Here is a 20,200-nt window from a genome sequence, read left to right on the forward strand (position 1 = left end):
CCGAGAAGGGACACCATGACCACGCTCTTCACCACCCTCGACAGCCCGCTGGGCGAGCTGACGCTCACCGGCACCCGCGACACGGACGCGGGGTTCGCGCTCACCGGGCTCCACGTCCCGGGGCAGCGCGGCGCGCCGCTGCCCGACCTGGGGCCGGGCAGCGGCGCACGGCGGGACCCGGACGCCTTCGCCGAGGCCGCCCGGCAGCTCGACGCGTACTTCGCGGGCCGGTTGCGCGCCTTCGACCTGCCGCTGGCACCGCACGGCAGCGAGTTCCGGCGCCGGGTGTGGGCGGCGCTGGACACCGTGGCGTACGGCACCACCGTCACCTACCGGGAGTTGGCCGCGGCGGCCGGGTCGCCGGGGGCGGTGCGGGCGATCGGCGGGGCGGTGGGGGCCAACCCGCTGCTGGTGATCCGCCCCTGCCACCGGGTGATCGGCTCGGACGGCTCGCTGACCGGTTACGCCGGCGGGCTGGAGCGCAAGCGCCGGCTGCTCGCGCTGGAGGGTGCCTGGCCTCGGCCGGTGTCCGGCACGGCGGCGGGCGCCCCCGGCGCGTACCGGGCGGAGCCGGTCGTCACCGCACCGGGAAGCTGAAGGTGTACCCCTGCTGCTTCAGCCACGGCAGCAGGTCGCGCAGCGCGGCCACGGTCTGGGCGCGGTTGCCGCCACCGTCGTGGAAGAGCACGGTCGGGCCGTTGCGCAGTTCCTTGCGGACGGTGCGTTCGATGGCGCCGACGCCGGGCTTCTGGAAGTCCTTGGAGTCGACGTTCCAGCCCAGCGGACGCATCCCCGCGGCGGCGGCGATCTGCCGGCTGTAGGGGGTGAACGCGCCGCCCGGCGCGCGGTAGTACATCGGCCGCACGCCGCCGGACGCCTGGGTGATCTGGTCGGCGGCGTCGAGGACCTGGTGCCGCTGGTAGTCGTCGGGGCGGTGGTCCATGGCGGTGTTGTGCGAGACGGTGTGGTCGCACAGCCGGTGCCCGTCGGCCACCACCTGCTTGACCACCTCGGGGTGGGCGGCGGCCTGCGGGCCGATCATGCAGAAGACCGCCTTGACCCCGTTGTCCCGCAGAATCTGGAGCACCTTGGGGGTCCAGACCGGGTCCGGGCCGTCGTCGATGGTGATGTTGACGGCCTTGCCGCCGCTCTCCGTGGCGTGCGCGATGTCCATGTTGACCTTGGGCGCGGGCAGCGCCGGGTCGGGCACCGAGGTCTGGCCGGTGATCGGCGCCGCCGAGGGCGTGGCGGAGGCCGGTCCGGTGACGGCGGGCGCCGCGGCGTTCCCGGACGGCTCGCCGGCCTGCGCGCTCCACCAGCCCGCGAGCGCCGCCGCGCCCACGACCGCCACCGCCGAAGCCGTGACCACCCGCTTGTTGATCCGTCGACCGGCCCTGTGCACCATCGTCCCCGCCCTTTCGGCTCCGCCACTCCCACTGCGTGTGCGGCCGAGCACCGGGCCCGGGGCGAACCCGCCTGCCGGGCGCGCCCGTTCAGCCCCGCGGGCTGATCACGCACACAGCAGGGGAGACGATCGACCTCGCGCCATGGATCCGCCTGTGACAGTTTCCTCATAAAACCGATCGATACTGGGCCCATGTCGCGTGTGCTTCTGATCGAGGACGACCCCGCCGTGCGTCATGGCGTCACCCTCGCGTTGCGCCGCCGCGGCCACGAGGTCGAGGGCGCCGCCACCGGCGAGGCCGGGCTGGCCGCCCTGGACACCTTCCGGCCCGACCTGGTGCTGCTCGACCTGATGCTGCCGGGCGCCTCGGGGTTCGAGGTGTGCCGGCGGATCCGGGCGACCCGGCAGATCCCGATCATCATGCTCACCGCGCGCGGCGACGACATCGACGTCGTCCTGGGACTGGAGGCCGGCGCCGACGACTACATCGTCAAACCCGCCCGCGGCGAGGTGCTGGAGGCACGCATCCGGGCCGTACTGCGCCGTACCGCACCCGACGGCGCCGGCGACCCGGTGCTCACCGGGCCGGCCTCCAGCGCCCTGGAGACCTACGGCGACCTCACCATCGACCGGGCCGGACTGATCGTCGCCAAGCACGGCAAGGACCTCGCCCTGCCGCCCTCCGAGATGAAACTGCTGCTCTTCCTCTCCGCCTCGCCCGGCCAGGTCTTCAGCCGCCAGCAACTGCTCGAACGCGTCTGGGAACACAGCTACCACGGAGACTCCCGGCTCGTGGACGCCTGCGTGATGCGGCTGCGCGCCAAGGTCGAGGACAACCCGCGTTCCCCGAAGTACGTGCAGACCCTGCGCGGCTTCGGCTACCGCTTCGGACCCCTGTGACCCGGGAAGAACGCGACCGGGCGGGCCGTGCCGCCACCGAGGCCGACGCGGCGCGCCGCACCTGGTGGCGGGCGGCGGCCCAGCGGCTGCGCGGCCAGCGCGCCCAACTCGTCGTCGCCTTCCTGCTGGTCGCCGCCGTCAGCTCGCTCGGCACCGCCGCCCTCACCTTCCGCCAGGCCCGCACCGCCATCCTGCAACGCAGCCAGGACACCGCGGTCAACACCCTGCGCGCCCAGATCAACTCCCTCGCCCCCGACCTGCGCTTCCCGCCCGACCGGGCCGCCCTCCAGGCGTTCGTCCGCCAGCTCGACGGCGGCGGGCAGGCCCAGGACTGGCAGGCGTACGCGGTCTACCGCGACCAGCCCGCGGTCCCCGCCGAACCCTCCGGCACCACCATCACCCCCGCGCTGCGCCGGACGGTCACCGACCACTGGGTCCCCGCCTTCCAGCGCGTCACCAGGGACGGACGCCCCTGGCTGGCCATCGGGATGCCGGTCGCCTACGCCGGCTCCGACACCAGCGGCGGGGTCCGGGCCGCCGACAACCGTTCCGGACTCGTGGTCTACGCCGAACTCCCGCTCACCGCCGAACAGGCCAACACCCAGGCGCTCATCCGGGCCGCCGAGAGCGGCGCCCTGCTCGCCCTCGCGCTCTCCGTCCTCCCCGCGCTCATCGCGGCCGGCGGCGTGCTGCGCCCGGTACGCCGGCTGCGCCGGGCGGCCGGCGAACTCGCCGCCGGCCGCCTCGACACCCGGCTGGAAGTACGCGGCGGCGACGAACTGGCCGACCTGTCCCGGGCGTTCAACCACATGGCCGCCACCTTGGAGGAGAACGTGGTCGAACTGCGCCGGCTGGAGGCCACCGCCCGCCGCTTCGCCTCCGACGTCTCCCACGAACTGCGCACCCCGCTCGCCGCCATGACCGCCGTCAGCGACGTGCTCGACGAGGACGCGGCCGGCCTCGACCCCGACACCGCCGCCGCCGTCCGCCTGATCAGCGAGGAGACCGGCAAGCTGGTGCGCATGGTGGAGGACCTGATGGAGATCTCCCGGTTCGACGCCGGGGCCGCCGCGCTCCACCTGGACGAGGTGGACGCCGCCGAGACGGTACGCAAGTCCCTCCAGGCACGCGGCTGGCAGGACAAGGTGACCGCGGAACTGCCGCCGGGCATCCGCGCCGTGCTCGACCCCAGGCGGTTCGACGTGGTCGTCGCCAACCTGGTGGGCAACGCCCTCAAGCACGGCGGCGCCCCGGTCCGGGCCACCCTGGCCACCCGCACCGCGCCCGACGGCGACCGGCTGGTGCTCCAGGTCGCCGACCGCGGCCCCGGCATCTCGCCCGAGGCGCTCCCGCACATCTTCGACCGCTTCTACAAGGCCGACGCCGCCCGCGCCCGTTCCGAGGGCAGCGGCCTCGGCCTCGCCATCGCCGCCGAGAACGTCCGGCTGCACGGCGGCGAACTGGACGCCGCCAACGCCCCCGAAGGCGGCGCGGTCTTCACCGTCGAGCTGCCGCTGCGCCCCCGCGCCGGCGACGGTGACGAGGCCGGCCACGGCCGGTCGGACCCCGGCGACGGGTCCGTGGCCGACGGGGGGACGCGATGAGAGCGCGTACCGCGATCGTCCTCACCGGGCTGTTCGCCGCGGTCGCCGGGGGGTGCGCCATCCCGCCCACCGGGGTGATCGAGGCCGGGCAGCCGGCCGTCGGCGTGCAGCGGCCGGGGAGGCCCAAGGAAGCCGTCGTGCGGCTCTTCTTCCTCTCCGCCGCCGGTCTCACCTCCACCCCGCGCCAGGCCGCCGGGGTGGTCCCCCCGGACGAGGCGGTCGACCTGCTGTTCGCCGGGCCGAGCAGCGCGGAGCTGGCCCGTGGTCTCACCACCGACCTGCCGCTGGTCGGCAGCGGGGTCAAGGTGGTCGCGCGGTCCGGGCAGGTGGTCGTCGCGGTGCCGTTCGACGTCGCCCGGCTCAGCCCCGGCGCGGTGGCGCAGCTGACCTGCACCGCGGCGAACGCGGCGGCGGAGAACCGGCTCGGCACGGCCGACGACGTCAAGGTGAGCGTCATCGGCGGCGGCACCACGCGCGGCCCCGGCACCTGCCGTACCCCGGCGCTGCCGACCGCCGCGAGCGTCCCGGCCCCGGCCGGCTGAGCCGCCCGCCCGGCACCGTCAGCCGGCGAGGACCACGCCCATCCACATCGCCGTCACCACCAGGCAGGCCATCAGCTCCACCAGCACGTAGGTCCCCGCGACCCGCATCACGGTACGGGTCGCGGCCCGGGCCCGCCGCGCGTCACCCGAGCGGGCGCGTTCCCGCAGATGGAGTACGCCGACGAAGGCGAGCACCGCACCGGCCACCGGCAGGACGAAGAACCCCGCGATCGCGCAGGCCCCCGCCGCGGCCAGGACGTCCCGGGGCACCCCGGACTCCCGGATCCGCCGCTCCGTACGGGCACCGGTGAACGCCTGGGCGGCGGCCAGCAGCACCGCCGAGCCGCCCAGCAACGACCACGCCGCCGCGGTGTGCACCCCGGCGGCCCACCACAGCAGCCCGGCCCAGCACAGCAGCGGCCCCGGCAGCCCGGGCGTCAACACCCCGAGCACCCCGGCCAGCAGCACCATCCCGACCAGGGACAACTGGGCGGTCCCCATGGCCCCAGCCTGCCGGAAGCCCGGCCGGTCCGCTCCACCGCGGGGGTGGTCGGGCCACCGATCGGGCGTAAACCGTTTCCCGGACCGCGTCGCGGAGGACAATAAGGGCATGAGTCATCAGGGGGAGGCGCACCGCCACGAAGAGGACATGTGGTGGCAGCGGCTCTATGACGACACTTCCGCGCAGACCGCCGGCGAGGCGAGGGGCGACCCCGGCCGCGCCGGCCCCCTGCGGTCGCAACCGTCGCTGGACGAGCACTTCGCCGCGGCCCTGCGGGTCGCCTCCGGCGCGGTGGACGTCCCCGCCCTCCCGCCGCCCCGGGCCCACCCCGCCCCGGCCGAGCCGACGCCTCCCCCCGATACGCCGGACCACCCGGTGCCGTCGGCCGGGAGCCCGTCGGCGGCCTCCTACGGCGAGGCCGCGTCGGCGCTCCCGGCGCGGCCGGAGGACGGGGCCGGGGAGGCGGAGGGCGCAACGGCCGCGTGCGTCGGGCCCCTTGGCGGCGTGATGGCCGGCGGGCTCAGACCCGGGGAGCCGGACGTGGGGGTCGGCGGGGCGCCGGAGGGCGGGTCGTGGGCGGAGGCGCTGGCCGAGGCGGAGGAGTCGGAGGACGAGGGCGGCGGCGCGTTGCCGTCGCTGTGGCGCGGGGCGTGGGGGCAGGAGGACCGGCCGGAGGCGGTGCACATCGGCGACCGGCCGCCGACGTACGAGGCGGAGCCGACGGCGTGGCCGCAGGCCGATCCGGACGCGCTGGCGGAGCCGGTGCCGGACACGGTGCTGGACGGGGCCCGGTACGGCGTGCTGACGGTACGGGCGGCCTGCGTGCGCGGGGACTCGGCGCGGTTCCGGGGGCGGGCGCGGGGGGAGACGCTGCTGACGGCGCGGTTCGGGGCGGGGGAGAGCGCGTTGCTCTTCATGGCGATCGCCGGGTCCGGACGGGCGGTGGCCGATGGCCACCGGGCCGCCGCCGCGGCCTGCCGGGCGGTCGCCGGCGCGGTGGGGCGCAGCCATCTGCGGCTCGTCGACGACATCCGGTCCGGCCGCACCGGCGCCCTCAGCGCCGGACTGTGCCGCCTCGCCGAGCGCGGCTGCGGTGAACTCCGGGGCGGACCCGGCGCGGACGGACACCTGCGGCCGGAGGCCGGGCTGTCGTGTCTGCTGCTGCCGGTGGACCCGGAGTGCCGGTTGCGGATCTTCTTCGGCGCGGGGACCGGCGGGCTGTTCCGGCTGCGCGACGGCGAGTGGTGCGACCTCGACCCCGATCTGGGGATCAGCCCGCAGCCCGTACCGCGTACCGGGGACGGCGCGCGGACCGCTGTACCGTTCCGGTTCCGCGCGGTGACCGGGCGCGCCGCCGACACCCTGCTGCTGTGCAGCGCCGGGCTCGCCGATCCGCTGCGCGAGGAGCCCGCCCTGGCCCGGCGGCTCGCCGACCGCTGGGGGCCGTACCAGTCACCGCCCGGGCTGGCGGGCTTCCTCGCCGACACCCAGACGCGGGTCAAGGGGTACGCCGACGACCGTACGGCGGTCGCGGTGTGGGAGGCGTGAGCCAAAGGCTCCGGCGTACGCCGGGCGCACGGCCGGGGAGCCCGGATGCCGCCATGCGCCGGTGTGGCGGTGGTCACGTCAAGAGCGGACGGACCGCTCGCGGGTACCCGGTTCCGGCGCCGCGTCGCAGGTCGGCGCGGCGGGGACGCGCCGGGGCACGGGGTACGGGAGGGTGAGCCGGGGAGTGGACCGTGAGGCGGTGGGCATGCATTCCGCGACGCCGTTCGAAGGGGGACTGGTGGCGGGGGCGGAAACGGACTCGGTGGGCCGTCGGCCGGGGGAGCGCGACCGGCGCACGGCCAAGAGGGCGGAGAGAACGGACGTAGCGGGTACGCAGGGGGCCGCGCGCAAGGGGGCGATTCCGTCGCCCCGGCACAACCGGCGCACCCAGGAGATCAAGCACCACCTCAGACACGCCGACCTGCCCGCGGTCGCCGAGGTCCGCCGGCTGCTGCGGGAACAACTGGGCCGCTGGGGGGTGCCCACACTCATCGACACCGCGGAACTGCTGACCAGCGAGATCGTCACCAACGCACTGGTCCACACCGGTCACGGCGCGATCCTGACCGCCACCCTCACCTCGGACGCCGACCACCGGCTGCGGGTGGAGGTGCGCGACTTCACCGCCCACCGGCCGGCCGTGCGCCACCCGAGCGAGCAGTCCTCCTCCGGACGCGGCCTGCTGCTCGTCGAGGCGCTCGCCGACACGTGGGGGGTGCGCCCGCAGGACGCGGGGAAGACGGTGTGGTTCGAGCTGACCGCCGAAGCGGTCTGATCCGCCCGCCGCGCAGCGGCGTGCGGCGCGGTGCCCCCACGTAGCCCCGGCCGGCGCCCCGTTGCGACGGGCTGGCGCCCGTGGGGTGGGGCTTGTGCCCGTGGGGTAGGGCTTGTGCCCGTGGGGGTGGGCTCCGGCCCGTGGGGTTGAGGGTTGCGCCCGTGGGGGTGGGCTCGCGGCTGTGAGGTCGGGCTGGCGCTCGTGGGGGCCGGGCTCGCCGCTCGTTGGGTCGGGGCCGTATCCGTTGCGTCGGGCTTGCTCCTGTTGGGTCGGGCTGGCGCCCGTTGCGTCGGGCTCCCGCCCGTGGGGTTGGGCTTGCCGCCCGTAGGGTCGGGTTCGCCGCCTGTGGGGTCGGGCTGGCGCCCGTGGGCTCGTCGGGCTCGCGGCCCGTACGGCTGGGGGTGCCTCCCGTGGCGGAGCCATGCCCGTGGCGGTGCCATGCCCGTGGCGGTGCCATGCCCGTGGGGTCGGGCCGCGTCCGTTGGGCTGGACTTGCGTCCTGGCGGCGGGCTCACGTCTGGAGGATCCGGGCTCGCGGCCTTCGGCCGGGGCGCGTCCGCAGGTTGGGGTTTCGTGCGCGGGCTCGGGTTGGGCCCAGTGGCCGGGCCCCCGTGGGGTTGGGCGGGTACGGGGGCCCGGTCGTGCTCGTGTGGTCGGGGTTACCCCGCGAACCCCGGGGGCGCCGCCCGGCGAGCTCATCGGGAGGTTAGCCCAACTGGCGTTCCAGGTCCTTGAGTTTGGCCTCCAGGGAGTCGAGCCGGGGGAGGGGGATGGTGGCGTCCTCGGCGGTGAGGTCGAGGGTGGAGGGAGGGGGCGGGGGTTCTTCGGGGGTGCCGGGGACGAGGCCCAGGGCGGGGCGGGTGGGCGGGGTTATCGCGGGCTCCCCGACCTCGACCTTGGCCCCGGCCGTGGTGGAGGCCGGGCCGGCGATCCCGACCTGCCGGGCGCCGCGTGCCCGGCCCCAGCCGCGGTTGCCCCGGGTGAGCGCCTTGATGCGGGCGCGTTCCAGCCGGTCGTGGTCGCGCCGCCGCAGCCGGTTGCGGCGCCGCTCGCGCCGGTCCTCGCGGACCTCCTCGACCGCCTCGTCCAGCGTGCGGACGTTCTCCAGCAGCATCAGCGACCAGGCCCGGTAGGTCTCCCGGGGCGCGCGCAGCCAGCGCACCATACGGATCTGGGGCAGCGGACGCGGTACGAGTCCCTGCTCCCGCAACGCGGCCCGGCGGGTCTGCTTGAGGGCCCGGTCGAAGAGCACGGCCGCCGACATCGACATCCCGGCGAAGAACTCCGGTGCCCCGGCGTGGCCGAAACCCCGTGGCGCGTGCACCCAGTTGAACCACGCCGAAGCGCCCGCGAACGTCCACACCAGCAGCCGCGAGCCGAGCGCCGCGTCACCGTGGCTGGCCTCGCGCACCGCCAGCACCGAGCAGAACATCGCGGCGCCGTCCAGCCCGAACGGCACCAGGTACTCCCAGCCGCCGCCGAGCCCGAGGTTCTGCCGGCCGAAGCCGACCAGCCCGTGGAAGGAGAGCGCCGCCGCCACCGCGGCACAGCAGAACAGCAGGACGTATCCGGCGCTGCCGTAGACGAGTTCCTTGTGACGGCGGCGTTCCTCGCCGCGCTCCCAGGAATCCACCTGCTGCGAACCGGTCGCCCTGGCGCGGCGGTTGCGGACCATCAGCACCCCGGCCGCGGTCGGCACCGCCAGGCCCACGGCGAGCGAGAGCGTCCAGGTGAGCGTTATGTCGTTGAGTCTCATCGCGGTCCCTCGGGGTCACGTGCCGTGTCCGGGCGCGGCCGACGGGGTGCGCCCCGTGCCGCGTTGCGGGCCATCCTGGCGAACGCATGGGCCGTCCGAGGGCGTTTCCGAACAAGACAAACCCATGTGTGGGTAACGTTGGAAAACATGTACGAAGAGGGGAAAACGCGTGCGGATCCGCCGGGGGTTCAGGCGCCCGCCGCCACCCGGGGCGCGCGGTCCGCGTCCGCGCCCCGCGGGCACCGCGTGCACGACGCGGAGGGGAGCACGGTGTAGAACAGGCAGCACGAGATCCGGTCCCGGGTGAGCGCCGCACCGCCAGGAAGCCCGGCCTCCGGTTCCGGTTCCGCTTCCGGTACCCGGAAACCGGCCCCGCCCGGGTACGGCGGGGTGTCCCCGGGCAGCAGCGCGGACAACTCGGCCGCCGCCCGGTCCGCCTCGCCCGCCAGCCCGGCGACGTACCACAGCCCCTCGGCGATCTCGTCGCACGCCATGCCCCACAACGCCCGCCGGCCGCGCCGGGTGTACGGCCGGAACGCCTCGATCACCGGGCCGAGATGGGCCGCCACCGCCTCCCGCAACGCCTCCCGCAACGCGGCCTCGCCGGCCACCGGGCGGGCCCCGGGCAGCCCGGCCGCCGGATCGCCGGGCAGGCAGGCGAAGGGCCCCGGGCGCACCGCCACCCGTCCGGCGTCCCGGTGCACGGCCACGTCGCCCGGGGCGAGCCACGGCACCCTGCGGTGCCAGAACCACGGCACCGTGAACAGCAGGCAGGCGGGCCAGGCGTAGCGGTGCAGGGCGAGCCCGGCCGCCACGTCCGGGCGGGCGGGGCGGCCGTGGTCGCGCAGCAGCCGTTCCGCCTCCGCGGCCGAAACGGCGGCCGGTGCCGCGCCGCCCGCGGCCAGCGAGTCCCCGCGGAGCCAGCCGTCCCCGGTCGGCGGCGCCTCCGGCGAGCGGATCACCCGCACCCCGGTGACCCGGGCGAGACGGCGGTAGGCGGCGTCCAACGGCGACGGGGACAGGCGGGCGGCCACGGGCATGGCGGGACCATCCTCAGCACGCGAGCGGGAACAAGATCAGGCGAGGGAAGCCTTACCTTACCCAGCCTCACCGGTTCCGGCGCGCGGGGCTGGACGCACCGGGTGATGAAATAGGGGGCATTCGCCCGTACGGGGCATGCCCGGACGGACGGACGCGGGGGCCGGACGCTACGCAGACGGAGGAAGGAACCGGTGGTCCCGGTGGAACCGGTGGAAGAACGCAGGCAGCCGCGCGCGACCGGCGGCCCGGCCCGCCCGTGCGTCCCCGCCCAGGGGTCGGCCCGGTCGTACGACGGGTACCCCGAGGCGTCCGAGGCCGACGCCGCCCGGCGGCTGCCGGAACGCCACTCGATACGCGACCAGGTGCTCGCCGCGCTGCGCGACGCCCTGGTGGACGGGGAGCTGTCGCCCGGCACGGTCTACTCGGCGCCCGCGCTCGCCGACCGCTTCGGGGTCTCGGCCACCCCGGTGCGCGAGGCGATGCAGCAGCTCGTCCGCGAGGGCGCGGTGGAGGTGGTGCACAACCGGGGCTTCCGGGTGGCCGAACGCAGCCCCCGCGACCTCGCCGAACTCGCCGAGGTCCGCGCGCTGATCGAGGTGCCGGTGATGCTCCGGCTCGCCCGTACCGTCCCCGCGCAGCGCTGGCAGGAACTCCGGCCGCTCGCCGAGGCGTCGGTGGCGGCGGCGGCCGAGGGCGACCGGGCCGCCTACGCCGAGGCCGACCGCGCCTTCCACGGCGCCGTGCTCGCCCTCGCCGGCAACGCCCAACTCGTCCGCATCGCCGAGGAGTTGCACCGCCGCTCCCAGTGGCCCGTCCCCGCCCGCCGCACCCGCGCCGCCGAACTCCTCGCCGACGCCACCGAACACGCCGTCCTCCTCGACGCCCTCGCCGCCGGCGACCTCCCCGTCATCGAATCCCTGGTCCGCGAACACTTCCACGGCGCCTGGAGCTGACCCCCACCCGTCCCGCCCGGCGGGGACCCGCGCCGAGCCCGGCGGCTGGCCACACCCCACGTCGCACCGCGATCCGCCCCACAGGCGTCAACGCGCCAGCGGGTCGGCCGCGCGCCCCGGCCCGGTGCCCGAAGCCGGCTGCTTCCCGGGCCCGGACGGGCCCTCCGCCGTGGAACCGCGAGCACTGCCAGGGCGCCCGCGGGTTCGCCGCGCGCCTCGGCCCGGTGCCTGAAGCCGACGGCTCGCGGCTGACCGGGTCGGCCCGGTGTCCTCGCCGAGTCCGGCGCTCGACGGCATCGGTATCGCGTTGTGTTCCGCGCTCCGCGGGTGTCGCCTTGGCTGCCCCGGGGCCCCTCGCCGCCCGGCGGCCACCGGCGTCCGAAGCCGGCCGCTTCCCGGGCCCGGACGGGCCCTCCGCCGTGGAACCGCGAGCACTTCCAGGGCGCCCGCGGGTTCGCCGCGCGCCTCGGCCCGGTGCCTGAAGCCGACGGTTCCCGGCGACCGGGTCGGCCCGGTGTCCCCGCTCCGAGGGCGCCCCCTTCTGGCTGGGGCCTCTCGTCAGCGGCGGCCACCGGCGTCGCCCTCCGGCTCACCGGCCCGCCCAGGCATCTCGCCGCCCGGCGGCCTCACCGTCACGGCCCCGGAGCCGGCGTGCGCCCCGGCTCGCCGCGCGTCCCGGCCCCTCGCCGCCCGGCGGCCACCGGTGCCCGAAGCCGGCCGCTTCCCGGCTCGCCCGGCCCGCCGGGCGGGGCATCACTCCTCGCCCAGGGGCCGGGAGAGCCAGACCGGGAGGCCGCCGAGGAGGCGGAAGAGGCGGGTGGCTTCGGCGCGGAGGCGGGTGGCTTCGGGGTCCTGTTCGACCTCGGCGAGGGAGAGGAGGGAGGGCGGCATGCCGATGAGGTAGCCGAGTTCCTCGCGCAGGCGCAGGGATTCGGTGAAGCCGAGCCTGGCCTCGGCGAGTTCGCCGGCGCGTAGTGCCAGGCCGGCGAGGTGGCGGCGGGTGAAGGAGCACAGCAGCCGGTCGCCGTAGGCGGTGGCGCCCGCGTGGGCCCGGCGGTAGGCGAGCCGGGCGCCGGCCGGGTCGCCGGCGAGGTTCTCGGCGATGAGCCCGCGCCGGAAGTCCAGCAGCGCGCGGTCCCGCGCCCCCGGCGGGATCAGCGCCGCCCCCCGGCCCAGCGCGGAGCGCGCCTCGTCGGCCCGGTCGCGTACCCCGAGGACCGTCGAGGCGTACGCGAGGTGACCGCGCTCGCAGGCCGCCCGGCCGCGTTCGCCGTCGGTGCGGGCGAGCGCCTCGGCGGTGCGCAGCGCGTCCTCGGCCTCGGCCCAGCCGTCCGCGGTGAACAGGCAGCGTTCGATCAGCAGCGCGGCCCGGCGCAGCGCGGTGTCGGGGTGGGCCGCGCCGCCGCCGGCCAGCAGCCCGGCCGCCTCCGTCCAGCAGCCCCGGGACCGCAGCCGCCACACCGCCGGCGGGTCGTCGTAGGGCCCGGTGACCGTGGGCCCGCCACCCCCGGCCTCGTCCACCTCACCGGTCTCCGCCATGGAGGCGTCCCCCACGATCCCCTCCCGCCGCGTCGTCGGTAGCCGGAAGTTCAGCACGCGGCAAGGGCGGCGGCCAAGAGGTAGGTGAAACAATTCACAAAGTCGCGGGTCAGTGCGGTCTTGACTTCACGGCGGCGTTGTGATCCCTCAGCTTATCCGCAGCGCCAGGAAGAAGTCGACCTTGTCCTCCAGCCGGGACAGGTCGCGCCCGGTGAGCTGTTCGATCCGGCCGATGCGGTAGCGCAACGTGTTGACGTGCAGATGGAGCCGGGTGGCGCAACGGGTCCAGGAGCCGTCGCAGTCCAGGAACGCCTCCAGGGTGGGGATCAGCTCGGCGCGGTGCCGGCGGTCGTAGGCGCGCAGCGGGTCCAGCAGCCGCGCGGTGAACGCCCGCCGCACGTCGTCCGGGACGAACGGCAGCAGCAGCACGTGCGACGCCAGCTCCTCGTGGCCGGCCACGCAGACCCGGCCGGGGCGGGCCGCGGCCACCCGGCGGGCGTGCCGGGCCTCCTCCAGCGCCCCGCGCAGCCCCTCCGCGGAGTGCACCGTGGCGCTGACCCCCACGGTCAGTCGCCCGTCCTCGCCCAGCCCGCGGGCCAGCGGCCCCGCGGCCGAACGCAGCAGCCCGTCGGCGTGGAGCCCGTCCGCCGCACCCTCCTCGTCGCTCACCGCGGGCAGCGGCAGCAGCGCCATCGCCTCGTCCCCGCTGTGCGCCACCGCGATCCGGTCCCCGGGGTCGGCCCCCACGGCGGCCGGATCGACCAGGATCTCCTCCAGCAGCGCCTGCGCCACCGGACCGCCAGCCACCTCGCCGCCGGCCCAGTCCACCCGGGCCACCACCACCTGCCAGTGCGGCGCGGTCCCGGCACCCGGCAGCAGCACCGGGGCGGCCACCCGCAGCCGCGCCGCCACCTCGGCCGGCGGCGCCCCCGCCTGCACCAGCTCCAGCACCTCCTGGGCGAGGCGGCGCCGCACCGCCCCCGCCGCGTCCTGCCGCTCCCGCTCCACCGCGATCAGCTGGGTGACCCCCTGGAGCAGATCGAGCCGTTCGGCCGGCCAGTCACCGGCGTCCGCCTCGACCACCAGCAGCCAGTCGGCCAGCAAGGTGGTGCGCGGATCCGCCGCGGCACGCCCGATCGGGAAGAGCGAGTAGACGCGTCCGGCCGCCTGGGCGCGGTACGGCGCCGGGCGGGCGGTACGGGAGGCCGCCAGGTGCTCCCCGGCCAGCTCGGCGCGGACCGCCTCCGGCAGCTCCGCCGCCACCCCGGCGATCCGCCGGCCGGTCGAGGAGAGCACCCAGGCCCGCAGGTCCAGATCGGTGACGAGCAGATCGAGCACCGCGTCCGGGCCGCCGCCGGCCGGGCCGGAGGACATCAGCCTGCGGTGCCGCTCCACCACCGCCGCCAGGTCGCCGGCCCGCTCGGTGGAGACCTGGCGCACCACGTACTCGGTGATGGTGGCGAAGGCGACCTTCTCGTCCACCGCGAACAGCGGCAGCCGGTGGCGCGCGCACGCCTGCACCAGGTCCTCGGGGATGCCGCCCAGCTCCGCCTCGCCCGCCGCCAGCGCGGCCACCCCGGCACCGGCCACCCGGCGCACGAACGGCTCGGAGTCCTCCGGGCCGCGCCGCCAGGCCAGCCCGGTGAGCACCAGCTCGCCCCCGGACAGGTACCGGCTGGGGTCCCGCAGATCGGTGGTCATCACCCCGCGGACCGTACGGTCCAACTCGTTCTCGCCGCCGAGCAGCCGCAGGCCAAGGGCCTCGGTCTCCAGCAGTGTGCGCAGCCGCATCGTTGTCGCCCTGTCTGAGCGCGCCACCGGTGCCGGTGGGCCGGCGGCGCGCCCGTCTTCCGTTCCTTCGCCAGGTGCCGGGTCAACGCGCGAACGGCCGCCACCTCGCCTTTCAGATGAATCTACAAGGTCACCCGGCCGGCCAGCCAAGCGCTTCATGGTTTCGGTGACTGCACCCCGCCCACCGGTCGTCGGTGTACTGAGGCTCACAAGGTGAACACGGAATGAACGGCCCGCCCCGCCGCGTCCGCCCGCCGCACCACCCTCACCGAGAAACCCCCTCACCGACAAACCCCCTCACCGACAAATCCCCTCGCTGTCCGCATCACCCGAGCACCGAGACATCCGAGAAGAGATCCCCATGGACTTCCTGCGCCCCGCCGGCTGGGAGGAGGCGCTCGCCGCGAAGGCCGAGCACCCCACGGCCGTGCCGATCGCGGGCGGCACCGACGTGATGGTCGAGATCAACTTCGACCACCGCCGGCCAGACGTGCTGCTCGACCTCAACCGCATCGGTGAGTTGCAGGAGTGGGAGGTGGGGGACGAGACCGTACGCCTGGGCGCCTCGGTCCCGTACACCCGCATCATCGAGAACCTGCGCTCCGAACTGCCCGGGCTGGCGCTCGCCGCCCACACCGTCGCCTCCCCGCAGATCCGCAACCGCGGCGGGGTCGGCGGCAACCTCGGCACCGCCTCGCCGGCCGGTGACGCCCACCCCGCGCTGCTGGCCGGCGGCTGCCAGGTCGAGGCGGCCTCGGTGCGCGGCACCCGGCTGATCCCGATCGACGAGTTCTACACCGGCGTCAAGCGCAACTGCCTCGCCCCCGACGAGCTGATCCGCGCCGTCCACCTGCCCAAGGCCGACGGACCCCAGCAGTTCTCCAAGGTCGGCACCCGCAACGCCATGGTGATCGCGGTCTGCGCGTTCGGCATCGCGCTGCACCCGAAGACCCGTACCGTCCGCACCGGCATCGGGTCCGCCGCCCCCACCCCGATCCGCGCCACCGCCGCCGAGGAGTTCTTGAACGCGGCGCTGGAGGAGGGCGGCTTCTGGGAGAACGGCAAGATCATCCCGCCGGCGACCGCCCGGCACTTCGCCGAGCTGGTGGCCGGCGCCGCCAACCCCATCGACGACGTGCGCGGCACCGCCGCCTACCGCCGGCACGCCCTCGGCGTACTGGCCCGCCGCACGCTCGGCTGGACCTGGGACGAGTACCGCGGGAACGAGAGGAACATCCGATGCGCGTGACCTTCACCGTCAACGGCCGCGAACAGCAGGCCGACGACGTCTGGGAGGGCGAGTCCCTGCTGTACGTGCTGCGCGAACGGCTCGGCCTGCCCGGCTCCAAGAACGCCTGCGAGCAGGGCGAGTGCGGCTCGTGCACGGTCCGTCTGGACGGCGTGCCGGTCTGCTCCTGCCTGGTCGCCGCCGGCCAGGCGCAGGGCCGCGACGTCGTCACCGTCGAGGGGCTGGCCGACCACGCCCGGCAGCGCGCCGAGGGCACCGGCGGCGAGGGCGTCCCGCTGGACACGGCCAGGAGCTGGCAGGCCCGCCCGGCCGACGGCGACCCCGGCGCCCTCGCCCCGATCCAGCAGGCGTTCATCGACGCCGGCGCCGTACAGTGCGGCTTCTGCACCCCCGGACTGCTGGTCGCCGCCGACGAACTGCTGGAACACAACCCCGAGCCCACCGACGCCGACATCCGCGAGGCGCTCTCCGGCAACCTGTGCCGCTGCACCGGCTACGAGAAGATCCTGGACGCGGTACGCCTGGCCGCCGCCCGCGGCGCCACCACCGCCGGAACGGGGGCCTGACCATGGCCGACGTGACCCGCACCCCGGTCAACCTCACCCAGGGCAGCACCGCCAAGGGCGGCATCGGCGAGTCCACGCTGCGCCCGGACGGCACCTTGAAGGTCACCGGCGAGTTCGCCTACTCCTCGGACCTGTGGCACGAGGACATGCTGTGGGGCCACACGCTGCGCAGCACCCACCCGCACGCCAGGATCGTCTCCGTCGACATCGCCGAGGCGCTCGCCCTGCCCGGGGTCCACGCCGTCCTCACCCACGACGACCTGGAGCACGCCACCCGCTACGGGCTGGAGTTCGCCGACACCCCGGTGCTCGCCGACGGCGTGGTGCGCCACCACGGCGAACCGGTGGCCCTGGTCGCCGCCGACCACCCGGAGACCGCCCGGCGCGCCGCCGCCAAGATCCACGTGGAGTACGAGCCGCTGCCGCTCGTCACCGACGAGGCCACCGCCCTCGCCCCGGACGCCCCCGTCCTCCACCCCGGCCGCGACGACCACCACGCCGGCCACGTCCCGCACCCCAACATCGTCCACCGCCAGCCGATCGTCCGCGGCGACGTGACCGCGGCGGCCCGGCGCGCCGACGTCGTCGTCACCGGCGAGTACGAGGTCGGCATGCAGGACCAGGCGTTCCTCGGCCCGGAGTCGGGGCTGGCGGTGCCCGCCGAGGACGGCGGGGTGGACCTGTACGTCGCCACCCAGTGGCTCCACTCCGACCTGCGGCAGATCGCCCCGGTGCTCGGGCTGCCGCCGCAGAAGGTCCGCATGACGCTCTCCGGGGTCGGCGGCGCCTTCGGCGGCCGTGAGGACCTGTCGATGCAGATCCACGCGTGCCTGCTGGCGCTGCGCACCGGCAAGCCCGTCAAGATGGTCTACAACCGGTTCGAGTCCTTCTTCGGCCACGTCCACCGCCACCCCGCCAAGCTGTGGTACGAGCACGGTGCCACCAAGGACGGCAAGCTCACCCACATGAAGTGCCGGATCGTGCTGGACGGCGGCGCCTACGCCTCCGCCTCCCCGGCCGTGGTCGGCAACGCCTCCTCGCTCTCGGTCGGCCCCTACGTCGTCGACGACGTGGAGATCGAGGCGATCGCGCTGTACACCAACAACCCGCCGTGCGGCGCCATGCGCGGCTTCGGCGCGGTGCAGGCGTGCTTCGCCTACGAGGCGCAGATGGACAAGGTCGCCGCGGCGCTCGGCATGGACCCGGTGGAGTTCCGGCAGCGCAACGCCATGTCGCAGGGGACGGTGATGCCCACCGGGCAGGTCGTGGACTCTCCCGCGCCCGTGGCCGAACTGCTGCGCAGGGTCAAGGCGATGCCGCTGCCGCCGGAGAGGCAGTGGGAGGCGGCGGGCAGCTCCGCCGACGTCCGCGCGCTGCCCGGCGGGCTGTCCAACACCACGCACGGCGAGGGCGTGGTCCGCGGCGTCGGCTACGCGGTCGGCATCAAGAACGTCGGCTTCTCCGAGGGGTTCGACGACTACTCCACCGCCCGGGTGCGCATGGAGGTGATCGCCGGCGAGCCGGTGGCCACCGTGCACACCGCGATGGCCGAGGTGGGCCAGGGCGGGGTCACCGTGCACGCCCAGATCGCCCGCACCGAACTCGGCGTCACCCAGGTGACCATCCACCCCGCCGACACCCGGGTCGGCTCGGCCGGCTCCACCTCCGCCTCCCGCCAGACGTACGTCACCGGCGGCGCGGTCAAGCACGCCTGCGAGGCGGTGCGGGAGAAGGTGCTGGAGCTGGGCCGCCGCAGGTTCGGCAGCCACCACCCGGCGTGGGCCACCGCCGAACTGCTGCTGGAGGGCGGCAAGGTGGTCACCGACGGCGGCGAGGTCCTCGCCGACCTGGTGGACGTCCTCGGCGACGAGGCGGTCGACCTGGAGCTTGAGTGGCGGCACCGCCCGACCGAGGCGTTCGACCTGGTCACCGGGCAGGGCCAGGGCCACGTCCAGTACTCCTTCGCCGCCCACCGCGCGGTGGTGGAGGTCGACACCGAGCTGGGCCTGGTCAAGGTCGTGGAGCTGGCCTGCGCCCAGGACGTCGGCAAGGCGCTCAACCCGCTGTCGGTGGTCGGCCAGATCCAGGGCGGCACCACCCAGGGGCTGGGGCTGGCGGTGATGGAGGAGATCGTGGTCACCGACGGCAAGGTGCGCAACCCCTCCTTCACCGACTACCTGATCCCCACCATCCTGGACACCCCCACCATCCCGGTCGACTACCTCGAACTCGCCGACGACCACGCCCCGTACGGGCTGCGCGGCATCGGCGAGGCGCCGACGCTCTCCTCCACCCCGGCCGTGGTCGCCGCCATCCGCGCGGCCACCGGGCTCGCCCTCAAGCGCGTCCCCGTCCGGCCGGAACACCTCACCGGTACCTGATCCGGCACCGGTCCCGGGCGGCGGGGGAGCCCCCCGCCGCCCGGTCCCGGCGGCCCCCACCGCCGGGCGCAGTACCCGTTCGTCTCGGGCCGTCCCCCGGGTCGTGCAGGCCACCGCATTCCCAAATCCCGCGTCACACGCGCCGCGGGTGCCCCTTTGAACCTTGGGAGTTGGCACCATGACCCAGTCACACGTCGAGCCGGTCACGGCCGCGGAGGACGCCGGCGACGGCTCGCGTCCCCCGGCCGGAAGAGGCTGGCTCGACCGGTACTTCCACATCACGCGACGCCGCTCCACCATCGGCCAGGAAGTGCGCGGAGGTCTGACGACCTTCATGGCGATGGCCTACATCCTGCTGCTCAACCCGGTGCTGATCGGCGGCGCGGACGTCGCCGGCCACCGGATGCCGCACTCGGCGCTGATCACCGCCACCGCGCTGGGCGGCGCGGTGACCACGCTGCTGATGGGCTTCGTGGGCAAGGTGCCGCTGGCGCTCGCGGCCGGCCTGAGCGTGGCCGGCGTGATGTCCACCCAGGTCGCCACCCGCATGACCTGGCCGCAGGCGATGGGCATGAGCGTCATCTACGGCCTGGTGATCGTGGTGCTGGTCGTCTCCGGGCTGCGCGAGGCGATCATGAACGCCATCCCCCTGCCGCTCAAGCACGGCATCACCATCGGCATCGGCCTGTTCATCGCCGTCATCGGGCTGGTCAACGCCAAGTTCGTCGGGCTCGGCACCCCCTCCGACCCGGTCACCCTCGGGGTCGGCGGCCACCTTCAGGGGTGGCCGGTCCTGGTCTTCTGCGTCACCCTGGTGGCGATCTTCATGCTCCAGGCCCGCAACGTACGCGGCGCCGTGCTGCTGGGCATCGTCGGCGGCACCGTGCTGGCGGTGATCGTCCAGGCGGCCGGGTTGACCAAGGCCGCCGACTGGGGGCTCAACGTGCCCCAGCTGCCGCACAACCCGCTGTCCATGCCGGACTTCTCGCTCTTCGGCCACGTCGAGTTCGGCGGCTTCGGCCAGGTCGGCTACATGACGGTCGCCATGATCGTCTTCACCCTGGTGCTGGCCGGCTTCTTCGACGCGATGGCCACCATCATCGGCGTCGGCACCGAGGCGGGCCTCGCCGACAAGCAGGGCCGGATGCCCGGGCTGAGCAAGGCGCTCCTCATCGACGGCGCCGGCGGCGCGATCGGCGGGGTGGTCGGCGGCTCCGGCCAGACGGTCTTCATCGAGTCGGCCACCGGGGTCGCCGAGGGCGCCCGCACCGGGCTGTCCAGCGTGGTGACCGGGGTGCTCTTCGCCTGCGCGCTGTTCTTCACGCCGGTCATGTCGATCGTGCCGACCAGCGTGGCCGCCGCCGCGCTCGTCGTCATCGGATCGATGATGATGGGTAATGCACGGCACGTCGACTGGGGCGACCGCTCGATCGGGATCCCGGTCTTCCTGACCGTGGCGCTGATGCCGTTCACCTACTCGATCACCCCGGGGGTCGGGGCGGGCGTCATCTCCTTCTGCGCGATCAAGCTCGCGCAGGGCAAGTGGCGCGAGCCCGGTGCCTTCATGTGGGTCCTGTCCGTCGTCTTCATCGTCTACTTCGCGCTGCATCCACTGCAGAGCTGGCTGGGCGTCCACTGAGGGACGCCC

17 protein-coding genes are annotated in these 20,200 nt (G+C 75.2%); 11 read left to right on the top strand and 6 right to left on the bottom strand.

Annotated features, from left to right (window positions below; genetic code table 11):
• Nucleotides 1-15: 15 nt before the first annotated feature.
• Complete coding sequence (locus SCATT_RS22430) at nt 16-597, top strand: methylated-DNA--[protein]-cysteine S-methyltransferase (RefSeq protein ID WP_014145449.1); 582 nt, start codon at nt 16-18, stop codon at nt 595-597.
• Here the strand turns inward: SCATT_RS22430 and SCATT_RS22435 are convergent.
• Complete coding sequence (locus SCATT_RS22435; protein ID WP_014145450.1) at nt 578-1,405, bottom strand: polysaccharide deacetylase family protein; 828 nt, start codon at nt 1,403-1,405, stop codon at nt 578-580. The genes SCATT_RS22430 and SCATT_RS22435 overlap by 20 nt on opposite strands.
• Nucleotides 1,406-1,597: 192 nt before the next feature.
• Here SCATT_RS22435 and SCATT_RS22440 point away from each other — a divergent pair, with 192 nt between their 5' ends.
• The 3 genes from SCATT_RS22440 to SCATT_RS22450 are packed head-to-tail and all read left to right on the top strand — an operon-like array spanning nt 1,598 to nt 4,451.
• Nucleotides 1,598-2,305 carry a response regulator transcription factor gene (locus SCATT_RS22440; protein ID WP_014145451.1) on the top strand — a complete coding sequence of 236 codons (708 nt, stop codon included), beginning with the start codon at nt 1,598-1,600 and terminating at the stop codon, nt 2,303-2,305.
• Complete coding sequence (locus SCATT_RS22445) at nt 2,302-3,909, top strand: sensor histidine kinase (RefSeq protein WP_014145452.1); 1,608 nt, start codon at nt 2,302-2,304, stop codon at nt 3,907-3,909. Before SCATT_RS22440 ends, SCATT_RS22445 begins: the two co-directional genes overlap by 4 nt.
• Nucleotides 3,906-4,451, top strand: a complete 546-nt coding sequence (locus tag SCATT_RS22450; protein ID WP_014145453.1) for a hypothetical protein — start codon at nt 3,906-3,908, stop codon at nt 4,449-4,451. Before SCATT_RS22445 ends, SCATT_RS22450 begins: the two co-directional genes overlap by 4 nt.
• Nucleotides 4,452-4,469: 18 nt before the next feature.
• On the opposite strand, the gene SCATT_RS22455 is transcribed toward SCATT_RS22450, so the two are convergent.
• Nucleotides 4,470-4,952 (bottom strand): DUF456 domain-containing protein, encoded by a 483-nt coding sequence (locus tag SCATT_RS22455; RefSeq protein WP_014145454.1) that lies wholly within the window; start codon nt 4,950-4,952, stop codon nt 4,470-4,472.
• Nucleotides 4,953-5,061: 109 nt separating this feature from the next.
• On the opposite strand from SCATT_RS22455, the gene SCATT_RS22460 reads away from it, so the two are divergent.
• Complete coding sequence (locus SCATT_RS22460; protein ID WP_014145455.1) at nt 5,062-6,501, top strand: protein phosphatase 2C domain-containing protein; 1,440 nt, start codon at nt 5,062-5,064, stop codon at nt 6,499-6,501.
• Nucleotides 6,502-6,706: 205 nt separating this feature from the next.
• Nucleotides 6,707-7,276, top strand: coding sequence for an ATP-binding protein (locus SCATT_RS22465; RefSeq protein ID WP_202446722.1), 570 nt, complete (start codon nt 6,707-6,709; stop codon nt 7,274-7,276).
• Nucleotides 7,277-7,982: 706 nt separating this feature from the next.
• On the opposite strand, the gene SCATT_RS22470 is transcribed toward SCATT_RS22465, so the two are convergent.
• Complete coding sequence (locus SCATT_RS22470) at nt 7,983-9,032, bottom strand: DUF2637 domain-containing protein (RefSeq protein ID WP_014145457.1); 1,050 nt, start codon at nt 9,030-9,032, stop codon at nt 7,983-7,985.
• A 188-nt stretch (nt 9,033-9,220) separates the two neighbouring features.
• Complete coding sequence (locus tag SCATT_RS22475) at nt 9,221-10,072, bottom strand: hypothetical protein (protein ID WP_014145458.1); 852 nt, start codon at nt 10,070-10,072, stop codon at nt 9,221-9,223.
• A gap of 192 nt (nt 10,073-10,264) precedes the next feature.
• On the opposite strand from SCATT_RS22475, the gene SCATT_RS22480 reads away from it, so the two are divergent.
• A complete protein-coding gene (locus SCATT_RS22480; RefSeq protein ID WP_014145459.1) occupies nt 10,265-11,026 on the top strand; it encodes a GntR family transcriptional regulator in 762 nt (253 codons plus the stop codon).
• 753 nt (nt 11,027-11,779) lie between these two features.
• Here SCATT_RS22480 and SCATT_RS22485 read toward each other — a convergent pair.
• Both SCATT_RS22485 and SCATT_RS22490 read right to left on the bottom strand, forming a co-directional pair.
• Nucleotides 11,780-12,565, bottom strand: coding sequence for a hypothetical protein (locus tag SCATT_RS22485; RefSeq protein WP_041825180.1), 786 nt, complete (start codon nt 12,563-12,565; stop codon nt 11,780-11,782).
• Between the two features lie 147 nt (nt 12,566-12,712).
• Nucleotides 12,713-14,356: a PucR family transcriptional regulator gene (locus tag SCATT_RS22490; protein WP_014145461.1), complete on the bottom strand. Its 1,644-nt coding sequence runs from the start codon at nt 14,354-14,356 to the stop codon at nt 12,713-12,715.
• Between the two features lie 361 nt (nt 14,357-14,717).
• Here SCATT_RS22490 and SCATT_RS22495 point away from each other — a divergent pair, with 361 nt between their 5' ends.
• The 4 genes from SCATT_RS22495 (at nt 14,718) to SCATT_RS22510 (ending at nt 20,191) form a co-directional block, all read left to right on the top strand.
• The gene (locus SCATT_RS22495) at nt 14,718-15,605 is read left to right on the top strand and encodes an FAD binding domain-containing protein (protein WP_014145462.1); all 888 of its coding nucleotides are present in this window, start codon (nt 14,718-14,720) and stop codon (nt 15,603-15,605) included.
• Complete coding sequence (locus SCATT_RS22500; protein WP_014145463.1) at nt 15,596-16,171, top strand: (2Fe-2S)-binding protein; 576 nt, start codon at nt 15,596-15,598, stop codon at nt 16,169-16,171. Before SCATT_RS22495 ends, SCATT_RS22500 begins: the two co-directional genes overlap by 10 nt.
• Before the next feature lie 2 nt (nt 16,172-16,173).
• Nucleotides 16,174-18,552, top strand: coding sequence for a xanthine dehydrogenase subunit D (gene pucD, locus SCATT_RS22505; RefSeq protein WP_014145464.1), 2,379 nt, complete (start codon nt 16,174-16,176; stop codon nt 18,550-18,552).
• Nucleotides 18,553-18,730: 178 nt separating this feature from the next.
• Complete coding sequence (locus SCATT_RS22510) at nt 18,731-20,191, top strand: NCS2 family permease (protein ID WP_014145465.1); 1,461 nt, start codon at nt 18,731-18,733, stop codon at nt 20,189-20,191.
• The last annotated feature ends 9 nt before the right edge of the window (nt 20,192-20,200 follow it).

Origin of the sequence: Streptantibioticus cattleyicolor NRRL 8057 = DSM 46488 (genome assembly GCF_000240165.1) — a bacterium.
Taxonomy (GTDB): domain Bacteria; phylum Actinomycetota; class Actinomycetes; order Streptomycetales; family Streptomycetaceae; genus Streptantibioticus; species Streptantibioticus cattleyicolor.

What these genes read in the sequence shown, in the direction of transcription:
- SCATT_RS22495 (WP_014145462.1), top strand. Translation starts at nt 14,718, where the DNA reads ATGGACTTCCTGCGCCCCGCCGGCTGGGAGGAGGCGCTCGCCGCGAAG.
- pucD (WP_014145464.1), top strand. Translation starts at nt 16,174, where the DNA reads ATGGCCGACGTGACCCGCACCCCGGTCAACCTCACCCAGGGCAGCACC.
- SCATT_RS22475 (WP_014145458.1), bottom strand. Translation starts at nt 10,072, where the DNA reads ATGCCCGTGGCCGCCCGCCTGTCCCCGTCGCCGTTGGACGCCGCCTAC.
- SCATT_RS22435 (WP_014145450.1), bottom strand. Translation starts at nt 1,405, where the DNA reads ATGGTGCACAGGGCCGGTCGACGGATCAACAAGCGGGTGGTCACGGCT.
- SCATT_RS22490 (WP_014145461.1), bottom strand. Translation starts at nt 14,356, where the DNA reads ATGCGGCTGCGCACACTGCTGGAGACCGAGGCCCTTGGCCTGCGGCTG.
- SCATT_RS22465 (WP_202446722.1), top strand. Translation starts at nt 6,707, where the DNA reads ATGCATTCCGCGACGCCGTTCGAAGGGGGACTGGTGGCGGGGGCGGAA.
- SCATT_RS22500 (WP_014145463.1), top strand. Translation starts at nt 15,596, where the DNA reads ATGCGCGTGACCTTCACCGTCAACGGCCGCGAACAGCAGGCCGACGAC.
- SCATT_RS22455 (WP_014145454.1), bottom strand. Translation starts at nt 4,952, where the DNA reads ATGGGGACCGCCCAGTTGTCCCTGGTCGGGATGGTGCTGCTGGCCGGG.
- SCATT_RS22450 (WP_014145453.1), top strand. Translation starts at nt 3,906, where the DNA reads ATGAGAGCGCGTACCGCGATCGTCCTCACCGGGCTGTTCGCCGCGGTC.
- SCATT_RS22430 (WP_014145449.1), top strand. Translation starts at nt 16, where the DNA reads ATGACCACGCTCTTCACCACCCTCGACAGCCCGCTGGGCGAGCTGACG.
- SCATT_RS22510 (WP_014145465.1), top strand. Translation starts at nt 18,731, where the DNA reads ATGACCCAGTCACACGTCGAGCCGGTCACGGCCGCGGAGGACGCCGGC.
- SCATT_RS22470 (WP_014145457.1), bottom strand. Translation starts at nt 9,032, where the DNA reads ATGAGACTCAACGACATAACGCTCACCTGGACGCTCTCGCTCGCCGTG.
- SCATT_RS22485 (WP_041825180.1), bottom strand. Translation starts at nt 12,565, where the DNA reads ATGGCGGAGACCGGTGAGGTGGACGAGGCCGGGGGTGGCGGGCCCACG.
- SCATT_RS22440 (WP_014145451.1), top strand. Translation starts at nt 1,598, where the DNA reads ATGTCGCGTGTGCTTCTGATCGAGGACGACCCCGCCGTGCGTCATGGC.
- SCATT_RS22460 (WP_014145455.1), top strand. Translation starts at nt 5,062, where the DNA reads ATGAGTCATCAGGGGGAGGCGCACCGCCACGAAGAGGACATGTGGTGG.